At 66.4% G+C, this 14746-nt stretch carries 10 protein-coding genes; 5 read left to right on the top strand and 5 right to left on the bottom strand.

What is annotated here, in order from left to right; translation table 11 throughout:
- Positions 1 to 5: 5 nt before the first annotated feature.
- Positions 6 to 764: a monofunctional biosynthetic peptidoglycan transglycosylase gene (mtgA, locus tag Q0863_RS01300; RefSeq protein ID WP_298573751.1), complete on the bottom strand. Its 759-nt coding sequence runs from the start codon at positions 762 to 764 to the stop codon at positions 6 to 8.
- Positions 765 to 848: 84 nt separating this feature from the next.
- Between mtgA and Q0863_RS01295 the strand changes: the two genes are divergently transcribed.
- From Q0863_RS01295 to Q0863_RS01275, 5 genes are all read left to right on the top strand, one after another.
- The gene (locus Q0863_RS01295) at positions 849 to 1760 is read left to right on the top strand and encodes an Hsp33 family molecular chaperone HslO (protein WP_298573750.1); all 912 of its coding nucleotides are present in this window, start codon (positions 849 to 851) and stop codon (positions 1758 to 1760) included.
- 144 nt (positions 1761 to 1904) lie between these two features.
- The gene (locus Q0863_RS01290) at positions 1905 to 2720 is read left to right on the top strand and encodes a hypothetical protein (protein WP_298575814.1); all 816 of its coding nucleotides are present in this window, start codon (positions 1905 to 1907) and stop codon (positions 2718 to 2720) included.
- Positions 2721 to 2892: 172 nt separating this feature from the next.
- Positions 2893 to 5745, top strand: a complete 2853-nt coding sequence (locus Q0863_RS01285) for a TonB-dependent receptor (RefSeq protein ID WP_298573749.1) — start codon at positions 2893 to 2895, stop codon at positions 5743 to 5745.
- A 123-nt stretch (positions 5746 to 5868) separates the two neighbouring features.
- Positions 5869 to 7482 carry a tetratricopeptide repeat-containing sulfotransferase family protein gene (locus tag Q0863_RS01280; protein ID WP_298573748.1) on the top strand — a complete coding sequence of 538 codons (1614 nt, stop codon included), beginning with the start codon at positions 5869 to 5871 and terminating at the stop codon, positions 7480 to 7482.
- 265 nt (positions 7483 to 7747) lie between these two features.
- Positions 7748 to 10651: a TonB-dependent receptor gene (locus Q0863_RS01275; RefSeq protein ID WP_298573747.1), complete on the top strand. Its 2904-nt coding sequence runs from the start codon at positions 7748 to 7750 to the stop codon at positions 10649 to 10651.
- Between the two features lie 101 nt (positions 10652 to 10752).
- On the opposite strand, the gene Q0863_RS01270 is transcribed toward Q0863_RS01275, so the two are convergent.
- The 4 genes from Q0863_RS01270 to Q0863_RS01255 form a co-directional block, all read right to left on the bottom strand.
- Positions 10753 to 11085 (bottom strand): hypothetical protein, encoded by a 333-nt coding sequence (locus Q0863_RS01270; protein ID WP_298573746.1) that lies wholly within the window; start codon positions 11083 to 11085, stop codon positions 10753 to 10755.
- A gap of 98 nt (positions 11086 to 11183) precedes the next feature.
- Positions 11184 to 12878, bottom strand: a complete 1695-nt coding sequence (locus Q0863_RS01265; protein WP_298573745.1) for a tetratricopeptide repeat protein — start codon at positions 12876 to 12878, stop codon at positions 11184 to 11186.
- 8 nt (positions 12879 to 12886) lie between these two features.
- Entirely contained in the window at positions 12887 to 13345 is a 459-nt protein-coding gene (locus Q0863_RS01260; protein WP_298573744.1) for a hypothetical protein, read from the bottom strand.
- Between the two features lie 5 nt (positions 13346 to 13350).
- Positions 13351 to 14652, bottom strand: coding sequence for an aspartyl/asparaginyl beta-hydroxylase domain-containing protein (locus tag Q0863_RS01255; protein ID WP_298573743.1), 1302 nt, complete (start codon positions 14650 to 14652; stop codon positions 13351 to 13353).
- Positions 14653 to 14746 lie beyond the last annotated feature (94 nt).

Below are 14746 nucleotides of genomic sequence, written 5' to 3'. Positions count from 1 at the left end.
GCGCCTCAATCCAGCGCGTCGACATAGGACGTCCCGCCGATCTGGCGCATGTTGCGCTCGATCGCACGCGTGCGCCGCTGGACGTAGGGGCCCGGGTTGGCCGCGCTGTAGCGTTTGGGACTCGGCAGGACCGCCGCCAGTCGCGCGCTCTGGGCCGTGCCCAGCGCGGACGCGTCGCGGCCGAAGAAGGTGCGCGCCGCGGCCTGCGCTCCGTACACCCCGTCGCCGAACTCCGCGACGTTGGCATAGACCTCCAGGATCCGGCGCTTCGGCCAGAGCGCTTCGAGCAGCACCGTGTACCAGGTCTCGACGCCCTTGCGCAGCCAGCGGGAGGGCGGACTCGAGCCCTGCCACAGGAACAGGTTCTTCGCCAGCTGCTGGCTGATCGTGCTGCCGCCGCGCAGGCGCCCGCCGCGCTCGTTGCGCTTGCGGGCCTGCTCGATCGCGCGCAGGTCGAAGCCGGAGTGGATCGCGAAGTTCTGGTCCTCGGCCGCGATCAGCGCCACCGGCAGCGACGGCGCCATGTCCTCGAGGTCCCGCCAGTCATGGGCGATCCGGTAGCCGCCTTCGCCCTGCATCCAGGCCTCGACCTGGCGGATCGCCATGAACGCGGAGAACGGCGGGTCCACGAAGCGCAGCGCGACTACCTGCAGCACCGTGAACAGCAGCAGCCACAGCGGCAACAGCAACAGCCTGCGCAGCCAGCGCCTGCGCGGTCGCGTGGCAGGCTCGGTCGGGATGCCTCCCGGCAAGGCTTGCGGCATGGTCTGTTCGCCCCAATCTCGACTCCGGCGCGACATTTGCGCCCGCACTATTCGACCATGCCCCGCCCGTACGAAGCGAACCCGATGACCGATTCCCCTGATTCCGCGGCCAGCGACCGGCTGACCCGGTTCCTCCTGCCCGGCGCCGGCGTGCGCGGCGTGCACGTGCACCTGGAGCAGGCCTGGCAGCCGATCCGCAGCCGCGACGACTATCCCGCGGCGGTGGCCGAGTTGCTTGGCGAGGCGGTCGCCGCCTCGGCCCTGTTCACCGGCCATGCCAAGGTGGAAGGGCGGCTGTCGGTGCAACTGCGCGGCCAGCACCGGCTGCGCGCGCTGTTCGCCGAGTGCACGGCGTCCGGCACGCTGCGTGCGATCGCGCAGCTGTCCGAGGACGACCCCACGCCGGTCTCGCGCGACCTGCGCGAACTCGGCAACGGCGCCCTGCTCGCCATCACCATCGAGAACCCGGGGCGGCACGGGCGCGATCCCGCGCGCTACCAGGGGCTGGTGCCGCTGGAGTCGGATTCGCTGGCCGGTGCGTTCGAGGACTACTTCCGCCAGTCCGAACAGTTGCCGACCCGCCTGCTGCTGGCGGCCGACCAGGACCGCGCCGCCGGCCTGATGCTGCAGAAGCTGCCGGGCGACGAGGGCGACCCCGACGGCTGGACCCGCGCCGGCGCGCTGTTCGACACGCTGCCCCCGGCCGAACTGCTCGATACCCCCGGCGAGACCCTGCTGGCGCGCCTGTTCCACGAGGAAGGCGTGCAGTCCCTGGGCGGACGTGCGCTGGCGTTCGGCTGTTCGTGCTCGCGCGAACGGGTGGCAGGCATGCTGCGCAGCCTGGGTGCGAACGAGGCGCGCGCCTCGGTGATCGATGGCGCGGCCCGGATCCGCTGCGAATTCTGCGGGCAACGCCATGAATTCACCGGTCCCGAAGTCGAGGAACTGCTCTCCGCGCCCCAGCCGGATACGGCCGCCCCCGACCGCGTTCAGTAGGGGTGCAGGTAGGTTGTGCGGGATGATTGTTAAATAAACATAAATGCGCTAGCATCGTTTCCCGGATCGAGAAGGAACTCCTGCCCCGCTCGCGGGTCGATAGCCAACATGCCACGCCGCCCTGCCCGACTGATGACCGCCCTCCTGCTGGCCCTCGGCTTCGCAGCGGGCGCGCATGCGCAGGTCAAGCGTGACCAGACGGTGCTTCCGGTCGTCGACCACAGCAGCGGCAAGGTGCAGGCCTACCTCCTGCTCGAACCCACCAGCGAAGGCAACCGCGCCGGCGCCCGCTGGCGCTCCGGCGCCAGTTCGCTCGACGCCACCTTCGGACTGGAGTCGGGCAACTCGCTGGCCCTGCTGTGCAACCAGCGCAGCGGCGTGTTCAGCGCCGTCAGCAGCCTGGTCGACCATTGCCAGCTGGCTTCCGTGGGCGGGTCCGAGGGCAATCACCGCGCCAGCGCCACGGCCGCATTCCACCGGCCCGGCGGCGGTTTCGGCGTCAGCCTGGGCCAGGGCAGCCAGAGCCTGCCGGTCTGGCTGACGCGCGATGCACAGCAGGGCGCGCAGGAGCTCGATCTCAACGACCTGACCGTCTTCGCCCAGAAGAACATCGGCGACGCCGCCTACGTCACCATCGCCGGGACCGTGGCCAAGGCCACGCTGATCCCCTACGCCGAGGCGCCTGCCGATATCAGCGACCGCTGGAGCAGCAAGAGCCTCACGGTGGGCGGCGGCTATGGCGCCTTCAGCGCCAACGTGATCGGCCGCGTCATCGAAACCCCCGGCCAGCCCCGCTTCGAGGGCCTGGGCCTTGGCGTCACCTGGCGCACCCCGTGGAGCGGCCAGCTCACCGTGGGCGCGGAAAACGTGATTACCCGCGGCCGCAATCCGTTCTCGCCGAATGGCGAGACGAGCGACGAGGGCGCCGTGCCCTACGTGCGGTACGAGCAGGATCTGTAACGCGTTCCAGTCGCCCCTCGCCTGTCGTCACGAATTACAGGCGAATTGTTAACGACACTTTAATTTTTCCCCGAGCACTTGTAGTATCGGCCGCAACCTTGCCGGCTTTGGTGTCGTCTTTGACGCCGCGGCAGGTGCCCTGAGACGTAGCAAGACTCACTCGGAGAGAAAGATGACTTTGAAGACCACCAAGCTCCGCGACGCGATTACATTCGCGCTCGCCGCGGGCATCACCACGATCGCCGGCACTGGAGCGGCTTTCGCCCAGGAAACCGCAGCCGAGCCTGCAACCACCCTGGATCGGATCCAGGTGACGGGTTCGCGCATCCGCCAGGTTGACGTCGAGACCGCCCAGCCGGTCGTGACGATCGGCCGCGAGGAAATCCAGGCCGGTGGCTTCAACACCGTTGCCGACATCCTGCAGAACATCCCCTCTGCCGGCTCGCCCACTTTCAGCCGCACGTCTCCGCTCACCGCCAACCAGGAAGCGGGCGGCCAGTACATCGACCTGCGCAACCTGGGCGCCCAGCGCACCCTGGTCCTCGTGAACGGCAAGCGCCTGGGCATCAGCCCCGACGGCTTCCAGGACGTTTCCACCATCCCGACTGCCATGGTCGAGCGCATCGACGTCCTCAAGGACGGCGCTTCGTCGATCTACGGTTCGGACGCGATGGCCGGCGTGATCAACATCATCACCCGCCGCAACTTCGAAGGCGCCGAAGCCAATGCCTACTTCGGCCAGTACGACCAGGGCGACGGCCAGAAGCAGACCTACGACTTCGTCATCGGCATGGCTGGCGAGCGCGGCTCGCTGACCATCGGCGCGGAGTATCACAAGGAAGACGGCGTCTGGGCCCGCGACCGCTGGTTCTCCAACGACAGCTACCCGGGCTATCCGCAGTACAGCACCACGGTCGTTGGCCAGTGGGGCAACTGGCGTCTGCCCGGCGCCGCAGCGACCGACCCCTGGTTCGTGGCCGATCGCGGCAGCGACGCGCTGGGCACCGATGGATGGCACGAGCAGACCACCGCCGACACCAGCAAGGCCAGCGACCAGATGCACCTGATGACGCCGCTCGAGCGTCGTTCGCTGTTCACCAGCGCCACCTATGACCTGACCGACAACGTGCGCTTCGTGGCCGACATGAGCTACACCAAGCGTGAGTCTTCGCGCCAGATCGCGGGTTATCCGACCCAGTCGACGGCAGCCGCGATCCGTGCTCCGATGTCGGCGCTGAGCTACTTCAACCCGACCGGCGGCGCGTCCGCGGTCAACTGGCGTCGCCGCGGCTGGGAAGTGCCGCGCACGACCGACACCGAACAGACCACGTGGCGGTTCACCGCCGCCCTCGAGGGTTCGTTCGAGATCGGCGAGCGCTTCTTCGACTGGGACGTCGGGTACATGTTCAACGAGAACGATACCCAGATCGTCAACAACGGCAACCTGTACATCCCGAACATCCGCCTTGCCGTCGGCCCGTCCTTCATGAACGGCCAGGGTCAGATCGTCTGCGGCACCCCGGGCAACGTGGTTGCCGGCTGCGTGCCGTGGAACCCCTTCGCGGGCTTCGGCACCGGCGCCGTGACCAACTCGCTGGCCGATCCGGAAGTGCAGGCGTTCCTTTACAAGCAGGAACACGCGCTGGGCAGGACCGAGACCAACAACTATTTCGCCAACCTGGCCGGTTCGCTGTGGACTCTGCCCGCAGGTGAGCTGGGCTTCGCTGTCGGCGTCGAACACCGCAAGGAAGAGGGCGGCTTCACTCCGGATGCGATCGCGCAGTCCGGCGATTCGACCAACCTGGCGTCGGGCCCCACCTACGGCTCGTACTCGCTGGACGAGGTCTATGCCGAGCTCAGCATTCCGGTGCTCGCCGACGCTGCATTCGCGCAGGAGCTGAGCCTGAGCCTGGCGACGCGTTACTCGGACTTCGACACCTTCGGTGACACGACCAACAGCAAGTTCGGCGTCAAGTGGCGTCCGATGGACGACCTGCTGGTCCGCGGCACCTATGCCGAGGGCTTCCGTGCTCCGACGATCGGCGACCTGTACGGCGGAACGTCCGATACCTTCACCACGGGCTTCCGCGATCCCTGCGACAGCGTCTACGGCGAAGCCCGCGGCTCCGCCCGCTGCCTCCAGGACGTGCCGGCCGATTACCGCCAGCTGCAGCAGGGCTTCGTGCCCACGAACGGTCCGGCGGCGCAGACGCCAGTTCCGTTCACCTCGGGCTCCAACCCGTTCCTGCAGCCCGAGTTCTCGAAGTCGAAGACGGTCGGCCTGGTCTACAGCCCGAGCTACGTCGAGGGCTTCTCGGTGGCACTGGACTGGTGGACGATCAAGATCGAAAACACGATCGTCGCCGACACGCCGAACGAGATCATGAACGACTGCTACGTCGCGCTGATCGAAAGCCGCTGCGCGCTGTTCTCGCGTGATCCGAGCCTGGGCAATATCGTCGCGAACCTGGCCTATGGCGGCCGGAACTCGGGCTACGAAGATACCGAAGGCTACGATCTGGACATGAACTATCGTCTGGACACGGACTACGGCCGCTTCGACGCCAAGTGGGCGACCACCTACGTCAGCAAGTACGAGACCAAGTCCACCAACGACATCGACGAAGTGCCGTCGCAGGAGAACGGTTTCGAAGGCAGCTTCCGGGTGCGTTCCAACCTCAACCTGGGCTGGACCCTCAACGACTTCTCGGTCAACTGGGGCATGCGCTACAACTCCGGCACCAAGGAAGAGTGCTACTTCGAGGAGCGTTGCTCGATCCCGAACTACCAGGCGCCGGATACGCTCGGCACGATCGTCCCGCAGAACGAAGTGGGCTCGATCACGTTCCACGACCTGCAGTTCAGCGTGGCCACGCCCTGGAACGCGCGCATCGCATTCGGTGCGAACAACGTGTTCGATCGCGATCCGCCGATCTACTACTCGGCGCCGAACTCTGGCTACGCGTTCTACGGTGGTCATGACATCGGCCGCTTCGTCTACGCGCGTTACCAGCAGAAGTTCTGATCCATCGAGCTTCGCTGACGTTTGACTACAGCCCCGCAAGGGGCTGTAGTTTTTTGCGCGACAACGATTTCCGCTGCCGCGGCGCCCGTGCGCCGGCCACTGCGCCCAGACCTGGTGATCCACATGACCATCGCCCCCCGTAGTCCCAAAAGGCAGGCTATAGAGAGCCTCAATCGTCGAAGCTGGAGCGAGGCTCTCGAACTTGCGTCGCACCTGATTGGCCTCGACTCACTGGACCCTGAGCTGCGTTTTATCGCTGGCGTTGCATCGCTTGAACTGGGCGATGCGCGCGCTGCGCAGGATCATCTGCAACACGCCGTGGCGATGGACCCGGCCCGCTCCGATTTCAGCCTGTACCTTGCGCGGGCATGCGCGGCATCGCAGCAGTATCGCGCCGCGCTGGATGCGGCCAACAGGGCCGAGAATCTGTTGGCGCCCGATAACGCCGCGGGCTTCGACATGCTCGGAGTCGTCCTCGTGCAGTGCCACGCCTATGCGCAGGCGGTGCAGGCGTTCGGCCGTGCCAGCGAGCTGGCACCTGACGATGCGGCAATACGGTTCAACCTGGGAACGGCTCTCACCTTCAACGGGGATCTGGCCGGGGCCGAGCGGGAGCTTGAAGCCGCGGTCGGGATCGACCCCCACCACTGGCGTGCGCATCACTCACTGTCACATCTGCGCAAACAGACGACCGGGTCCAATCACGTCAGGCGTCTGACCGACCTGGCGGCGCAGTCGAGCGGCCGGGTTACTGCTACGACCTTCCTGAACATGGCACTGGGCAAGGAGCTGGAGGACCTCGGTGACTACGACCGCGCCTTCCAGTGCTATACCGTTGGCAAGAGCGCCCCCAGGAAGCTGCTCCGATACTCGAGGGACAAGGAAGCGGCGCTCTTCCACGCCCTGTCGGCAGGCCTCCCTCCCCACCGGCATCCGTCAGGCAAGGGCGAGGAGTCGCCCGATCCGATCTTCATCGTCGGGATGCCCCGCACCGGGACAACGCTGGTCGACCGGATATTGTCGAGCCATCCGCTGGTGCAATCGGCAGGGGAACTGCACAACTTCCCATCAGCATGGAAGCGTTCGATGGGGGGCCCTTCGTTCGAGATGTTCAACCCTGACCACATTCTCGCTGCGGGAAGACGCCCCATGGACTGGCACCAGCTCGGTAAGGACTACATCGAGAGTACACGTGCCCTCAGGGGAGCGCTGCCATTCTTCACCGACAAGCTTCCGCAGAACTACCTCTACCTTGGGTACATCGCAAATGCGCTTCCCAACGCCCGGCTGGTCTGCGTTCGCAGACATCCGCTGGACACGTGCCTGAGCAACTTCAGGCAACTGTTCGCACCCGAATCGCCCTATTTCGATTACTCGTACGACCTGCTCGACATCGGGCACTACTACGTCCTGTTCCACAGGCTGATGACGCACTGGAACCGGATATTCCCCGGAAGAATCCTTGAAGTCAGCTACGAGCAACTGGTCAAAGACCAGGAAACCAACAGCCGCGTGATCCTGTCCCATTGCGGCCTGGAATGGGACGAACGTTGCCTGGCATTTCAGGAGAACACCAGTCCCGTAGCCACAGCCAGCGCCGCCCAGGTGCGAAGGCCGCTGTACAGCTCGTCGATCGGGCGCTGGAAGCGCTACGAAAGGCAGCTGGCTCCTTTGAGGGATTCGCTCGCCGCGGCCGGAATCGACATGCAAGCCATGATGCCCGGACCCGCGGGCTGACAAGGCTGCCGCGCGTACGAACATCGCTTGCCCGCACCACCCCTCGTCCACGCCTTTTGTCCCTACTGGGCGTCTGCCGTCGCGAACGTGTCGTCCTACCACGCAGCGCGACACACGATTTAACGAAAAGTTTCTTTTTAACGAGTATTTAATTCCAAGCTGAACCCCGCTAGTATCGGGTGCAACCCTGCCGGATTTGGCGTCTTATTTGACTCCATCGGCCGGGTTCCCTCTGGGATAACTCCCAGCTCACTTGGAGAGAGAGATGAGACTGAAGAGGAACAAGCTTCGCGATGCAATTGCGTTCTCGCTTGCGGCCAGCGCCCTCGTACTCGCGGGCACCGGCACGGCAGTCGCCCAAGACTCCAGCGAACAGCAGACACAGCAGACTCCGACGAGCCTTGACACCATCACCGTCACCGGCTCGCGCATCAAGAGCCAGACCTTCACCGCCTCCAGTCCGATTACTGAAATCACTGCTGAGGAGTTCAACCAGGTCGGCGCCACCACGGTGGAAGACCTGGTCAACCAGTACCCGCAGGTCGACCTGAGTTTCGACAACTTCGAGAACAACGGTTCCTACGGCCATGCGACCATTTCGATGCGCGGCCTGGGTCCGGAGCGCACGCTGACGCTGGTCAACGGCCGCCGTCTGCCTGCCAGCCGCAACGAGGTCACCGATCCGTCGATCGTTCCGGCGGCGATGATCAAGCGCGTGGACATCCTGTCCGGCGGTGCCTCGGCCATCTACGGCGCCGACGCCGTGGCCGGCGTGGTCAACTTCGTGCTGGACGACAAGTTCGAGGGCGTGAGCCTCAACTTCGGCTACTCGGCCTACCAGCACGACAACGACAACTCCTACTTTCAGGGCCTCAACGAGGAAGCGGGCTACCAAGCTCCGACGGGCAACTCCGGCTTCGACGGCATCAGCCGCAATGCCGACATCGTGGTCGGTGGCAGCTTTGCCGAGAACAAGGGTCACGCGGTCGGCTGGCTGACCTGGCGCGAGAACGATGCCCTCTATCACGGCCAGCGCGACTACTCCCACTGTTCGGTCTGGTTCGACGCACCGCAATGCGGTGGCTCCGGCACGGCCGACCCCGGCCGCTTCACCGTCAACCAGTATCAGGACGGCGCCGTCGTTCCGTGGCCGACCGGCACGAACGCCAACTACATCTGGAACGGCAGTGGTTACGAGAACGGCACGTATGTTTACAACTACGCGCCGATCAACTTCTACCAGCGTCCCGACAAGCGCATCACTGCCGGCTTCATGGGCAGCTACGAGATCAACGAGCATTTCGAGCCCTATATCGAGGCACTGTTCCTCGAGCGTAGCTCCGACTTGCAGATCGCGGAATCAGGCGCTTTCGGCGTCCCGGTCAACGTGTCCTGCGACAACCCGCTGATCGGCACTCTCTGCGCCGACGCCGGCGTCGCCACGGACATGGCCCGCATCACGATGTGGAAGCGCAACGTGGAAGGCGGCCCGCGCGCCAGCAACAGCGATGACAGCACCCACCGCATCACCGCGGGCGTCCGTGGCGCTCTGTTCGACTCGTCCTGGACCTACGACGTCTCGCTGCTGTCCGGCAAGACCAAGACCATCGACATCGGCAAGAACGACTTCCTGATCTCCAGGATCTCGGCCGCCGCACTGGGTTGCACCGACCCGGTGTACGGCACGTTCCCGGGCTGCCAGCCGTACGACATCTGGACCGACGAGATCACCCCCGAGGCTGCTGCGGCGATGGCTGGCACCAGCTTCAGCATCTACAAGACCAGCTACCGCGCGTTCTCGGCGGAAGCGAACGGCTACCTGGGTTTCGGCTTCCCGTCTGCTGCCGGAGAGGAAATCGGCCTGGCGGTGGGTATGGAGCAGCGCGACTACTCCTACTACACCGAATACGACGGCGACTCGGCGGCGGGCAACTTCGCCGGCGCCGGCGCCGCCAGCCTGCCGGTCAACGCGTCCAACCGCGTCAACGACTTCTTCCTCGAAGCCGCGTTGCCGATCTACGTGGGTGGAGACGGTGCCTTCAACCGCTTCGACGCCTCGTTGGGCTATCGCTACTCGGACGACGAGACCTCGGGCAACTACGACACCTACAAGCTCGGCCTGAGCAGCATGTTGTGGGACAGCAAGCTGCTGCTGCGCGCAGGCTACAACCGTGCGGTGCGTGCTCCGGGCCTGAACGACCTGTACTACACGCAGCGCATCGCACTCAACGCCGGCGGTACGGACCTGTGTGCTGGCGTCAACCCGGCATACACGGCCGAGCAGTGCGCCCGCACCGGCGTTCCGCTCTCTGCATACGGGTCGGTCCCGAGCAACCCCGCCAACCAGTACAACATGCAGACGGGCGGCAACCCGAGCCTGGCACCGGAAGTGGCCGACACCTACACGTTCGGCTTCGCGGTCGAGCCGATCGAGAACCTCAATCTGTCGCTGGACTGGTACAACGTCGAGATCGAAGGTGCGATCGGCGGCATCGGCTACAACACGATCCAGATCCTGTGCATGGAACAGGGGCTGTACTGCGACCGTATCCGCCGTGACGCCCGCGCTGGCGAGTACGACCTCTGGGTGGGCCTCGCTTCCGATCCGGGCACCGGGCACATCAACAACCTGCCCGACAACATCGGCGTGTACAAGCGTTCCGGCTTGGACCTGGCTGTCGACTACTCCTTCGCACTGGGCGTGGGCCGCCTGAACGCGGGGCTGGTGGGCAACTACGTTCTGGACGACTTCACCCAGACGCTGGCGGCCGAGCCGAGCACCGGCTACGACTGCAAGGGCTTGGTGAACGACACCTTCCTGTGTCAGACGCCTGACTGGCGCCATGTCGCCTCGGTGCGCTACTCGTGGGATCGCTACGCCGTGGGCATGCGCTGGCGCCATATCGCCGGCATGGACTACAACGACGTGGACGGCACCCCGCTCAGCGACGTCATCTGGATCGAGGGCGGCGTTCCGTCCTACAACTACCTCGACCTGAACGGCAGCGTGAGCTTCGGCCAGGCCACGGTGACTCTGGGCGTGAACAACGTGTTCGACAAGGAGCCTCCGTTCACTGGCGACAGCGGCCTGTCCGCCAACGCCAACGCGCTGGGTGGCTACGACCAGGTCGGCCGTTACGTCTTCGGCAGCGTGTCGCTGAAGTTCTGATCCGGAGTCGTAGCTAGTCGATGTAAAGAAGGCGGCGGGCCCAGCCCGCCGCCTTTCTTTTGCAATGCCGGTCGCCGTCGAGGCGGGTCGGCGCGGTGCGGTCAGGCGCCTTCCTGTCGACCGACCGATCGTGCATCGAGTTCACGCACGGCTTCGCGCCCCGCCCTCTCGCGTGCCTCCCACTGCTCAGGCGTGTGGCAGACGCGCTTGGGCATCCTGCTGCCGGTGACTTCCTCGGTTCTGCAGATCTTTCCCTTCTTGTCCACATTGGGCCTGGATCCGGCCTCAGTCACGTCGTCCTGCTCGGCGGCGTTCTGGACGGCCGCCGATACCTGGCCGAAACCAGACAGGGTCGTCGCCACGACGAGGCCGCAGTACAGGAAGCCCGAGCGGAAAAACGCCCGGGAACGGGGGACGGGGAAAAGAAGGCGCATGGCAGTATCCTCGATGCTCGAATATGACCGCGATCTGGGCGGTCCGGCCGGTATATCACGAGGGTCCGGCCGGTGTCGCGTGGCTGCCACCTTGCGACTCAAGCCGGGCTGCCCGGCTGCATGTCGAAGGCAATGGTCAGCCTGGGGTGCGAGTCCTCGAATGGCACCGTACCGTGCCAGATGTAGGAGGGGAACAGGACCAGACGGCCCGGTGCAGGGCGGATGCAGCAGCGGGGCGACAGGTCGAGTCGCAGTTCCTCCAGGGGCTGCCCGAACTGGATCCAGCCTGCCTGCGATCCACCATCCGCTGCCAGCACGCTGCGTGGAAGCGCCACGTAGAAGGCCGAGCTCAGCCAGCCCTCGGCATGGATATGGTTGGCGTGCCGCCCCGACGACTGCAGTCGAACCGACCAAGAGCCCACAAAGCGCGCGCAAGCACCCTTGCGCGACAGGAATGGATGTGAAGGGTCATCGGGAAGCCCGGCCAACCATCGCTCGACTGCGGCGTGGACCGATTCTTCGGCGGCGCCGATGACGCGATCATTCCGCCCGAACAGGCGGCCGGCGGTCTGCGTCCCGCCGCGCACGCTCTGATTGACCGGCTCGCGCCCCGCGCCATGCAGGGGTTCAAGGGTCGTCGAGAGCGCAGCAAGAAATGCCTCGAGATCATCGAACCCGGCCGGGGGTTCGATCCAGACTTGGCCAACCAGCCGCTCGTAGTCGCACAACCAGTGTTCCCGTTCGTCGCCGGCAAGCCGCCACACGATCGCCAGGTGACTCCAGCCTTCCTGATTGCAGGGATCGATCCGTAAGACCCGCTGCGCGCATTCGCCGGCCAGTTCGATGCGCCGCGTCCGGAATGCATGCCGAGCCCAGGCGTTGAGAAACGCGGGCACATCGGCAAGACCGCTGCGTGCGGCCCGCTCGTACAGCGCGAACGCTTCGTCGTGGCGTCCCAGCGCATCCAGTGCATCGGCGGCAAACCACTGCAGGTGCGGATCGTCCGGTTCGTGCTCCCGCTGCGCACGCACGATCTCCAGCGCCTCGTCGGCGCGCTGGGCCGACACCAGCATGCGCGCGAGCGCCAGCTGCAATTCACGGTTATCCGGCCGGTCGCGGGCTGCCATGAGGAAAGTCGACAGCGGATCCTCGTCTGGCGCCAGCGCCCGCCCGTACTCCCACAACAGGTGGGCCAGCGTTTCGTGCGCAGGCGCATAGCCGGGATTTTCCGCGACCAGCGCACGCGCCGCGGGAAGGGCCTCCGTCGGGCGCCCCGCATCGACCAGGGTGCCGTTGATCGCATCGCGCAGTTCGGCTGGAACAGGCCCTCGTCCGCGCAGCAGTTCCTCGGCCCTGCGGAACGCGACCAGCCCCTCGTCGATATGCCCCAGCATCCGCAGCACGGCGCCGAGGTCCACCCAGGCCGACACCTGGTATGGCGCGAGCGCCACGGCCCTGCGCAGCACGGGCGCCGCGGCCTCCAGTTGCCCATCAGTCCGCAGCGCACGCCCTTGGCGCGCCAGACACAGGCCGTAGTTCTTCACCACCACCGCGTTACCTGGGGCAAGCCCGAGTGCCCGCTCGAAGGCGAGCACGGCCTGCGCATGACGGCCACTTCCGTCCAGACACATGCCGAGCAGCTGCCAGGCGTCCGCGGCATGCGGCGTCTGCGCAGCCAGGTGTTCGGCGATGGCAAGCGCTTTCGCGGTCTCCCCTGCCTGCAACAGGCTTGCGGCATGCCGGAAGCGCGCGGCCCCGGCTCCGTCGAGGGCCTGTGCGCGGAACGCCGTCACGTCCCGGCTCAGCGTAGGCGCTTCACGCGAACAGCGACCCCATTGGGCATGACCAGCAGGTAGCCACCCATGAGGCCCTTTCGAACCAGCACCTGGTCGCCCGGCTGGACGTGCCCCATGCTCCGCGAATCGGTCTGCATCCAGGACTGCCCGTTCTCGAGCACGAACACCCGGAGCCCACCGCCGTGGTAGTCCACTCTCTCGACGCGGGCTTGCATGCTGTCCGCGTCTTCCCCAACAGCCACCGGCTCACTGACATCCTGTCGGGCCTTTGCCGACCCCAGGCCGAACCCGGCTTCCGCCTGCTGCCTGGCGGCCTCCTGCACCTCCGGCGGCGGCGGGAACGCCCGGTCGTAGCACGCGAGGCGGGCGGTCGGGTCGGGCTGCATCGCACAGGCATGGCCCGCCGGCTGCGCGGCCAGCGGCGCCGCCGCAAACACCAGGATCGTGGTCAGGACCGTCCGCATCTTCCTCATCCGGTTTGCTCCGTGGTCGCGGCGGGATCGCCAGCCGCTCGCCAGTCGCGCATGGCGCTCGCCATTGCCGTTGCCATCTCCCGCTCCGCCTGGCTGAGCAGCGGGTTCCATACGTCGAACATCAGGATCACGCGCAGCTGGTCGCTCTCGTTGCGCGCCTCGTGCTCGATCGTGTCGTCGAACACCCAGCACTTGCCTTCCTGCCACTGCCGCCAGTCGTAGCCGACGCGGTAGCTGCACCGTTCCGGCACCACCAGCGGCAGGTGCCCGACCAGGCGCGCATTGGTCTCGCCGGTGTGCGGCGGGATGTGGGCGCCCGGCGCCAGCGCCGAGAACATCGCATTCGGGCACAGGCCGGCGATGTCCACCGCGTCCACCAACGCCAGCGCCTCCGCCGTGAGGGGACACTGCGCCAGGTGTTCGGCCACCGGTTCGCCATGCGCGTAGAGGTGGAATCCGCTCCAGTTGCGCGAGTGGTTGAGCTTGTCCCACTGGTTCACGGGGTCGCCCGGGCGGTACTGGATGTACGGTACGAAGTCCTCGCCCTTGCTGGCGAGCATCTCCTGCAGTTCGGTCTTGATCGCGCCGGTGCGCGATTCGAGTTCGCGCATCCATGGGAACAGGGCATCATCGTAGAAGGTGATGGCAGGCAGCCGCGGCACGTGCAGCTGGTTGCAATGCGAGTGGTACGGCCGGGTCCGCCCGGCGAGGATCGAGACCGCCTCGTCCCAGCGCGCGGACGATGCGCGATCGATGGTGGCCTGCGTGGCTGCCACGCGATGGCCGAGGAACTCCGCGAGTTCCCGCGTGTCCTGCTCGACGACCCCGCGCGCGTGCGACAGCCGTCGTCGAAGCGGCGCCGGCCATGCGGCTTCATCGGGTGCGACCTTGAGCACGTCACGGAAAGCCGCGGCCGCCACCCGCGCCCGGCCCTGCCGCTCGAGGAACTCGGCCTTGCCCAGCAGCGCGGGCAGGAAGTACGGGTCGATCTCCAGCGCGCCGATGAGCCAGCCCCACTCCAGCTCCGTCTCCCCGGCCTCTCGATGGACCCGACCGATGGTCAGCAGGATCATCGGATCGCGCGGAGCGCGTGCGCGTGCCCGCTGCAGGTATTCCAGCGCCGCCTGTGCGTCGCCACGCTGGAACGCGTGGACACCGAGGCTGAAGAGCGCCTGCACATGGCCCGGGTCGGCGGCGTGGACGCGCGACCACAGCTGCTCGGCCTCCTGCCAACGACCGGCCGCCGCCGCTGCTCCGGCCGCGTCCACCATTGACGCCAGTTGCGTGGTCTCGGACACCCGACGCCTCCAGGAGAGTTGCCGCATTCTATCCAGAGCGCGCGCCGGTTTGACCAGCGCGCGCCAGGGAGGCGCGTCGTGCCGCGACGACGGG

Source organism: uncultured Luteimonas sp. (assembly GCF_947492465.1).
Lineage (GTDB): Bacteria > Pseudomonadota > Gammaproteobacteria > Xanthomonadales > Xanthomonadaceae > Luteimonas.
The sequence above is the reverse complement of the archived record's forward strand: the minus strand, read 5'-3'. Positions and strand labels throughout refer to the sequence as shown.

Excerpts from the sequence above, each read along its gene's own strand:
- Q0863_RS01270 (WP_298573746.1), bottom strand. The coding sequence starts at position 11,085 with ATGCGCCTTCTTTTCCCCGTCCCCCGTTCCCGGGCGTTTTTCCGCTCG.
- Q0863_RS01285 (WP_298573749.1), top strand. The coding sequence starts at position 2,893 with ATGACTTTGAAGACCACCAAGCTCCGCGACGCGATTACATTCGCGCTC.
- mtgA (WP_298573751.1), bottom strand. The coding sequence starts at position 764 with ATGCCGCAAGCCTTGCCGGGAGGCATCCCGACCGAGCCTGCCACGCGA.
- Q0863_RS01260 (WP_298573744.1), bottom strand. The coding sequence starts at position 13,345 with ATGCGGACGGTCCTGACCACGATCCTGGTGTTTGCGGCGGCGCCGCTG.
- Q0863_RS01275 (WP_298573747.1), top strand. The coding sequence starts at position 7,748 with ATGAGACTGAAGAGGAACAAGCTTCGCGATGCAATTGCGTTCTCGCTT.
- Q0863_RS01280 (WP_298573748.1), top strand. The coding sequence starts at position 5,869 with ATGACCATCGCCCCCCGTAGTCCCAAAAGGCAGGCTATAGAGAGCCTC.
- Q0863_RS01295 (WP_298573750.1), top strand. The coding sequence starts at position 849 with ATGACCGATTCCCCTGATTCCGCGGCCAGCGACCGGCTGACCCGGTTC.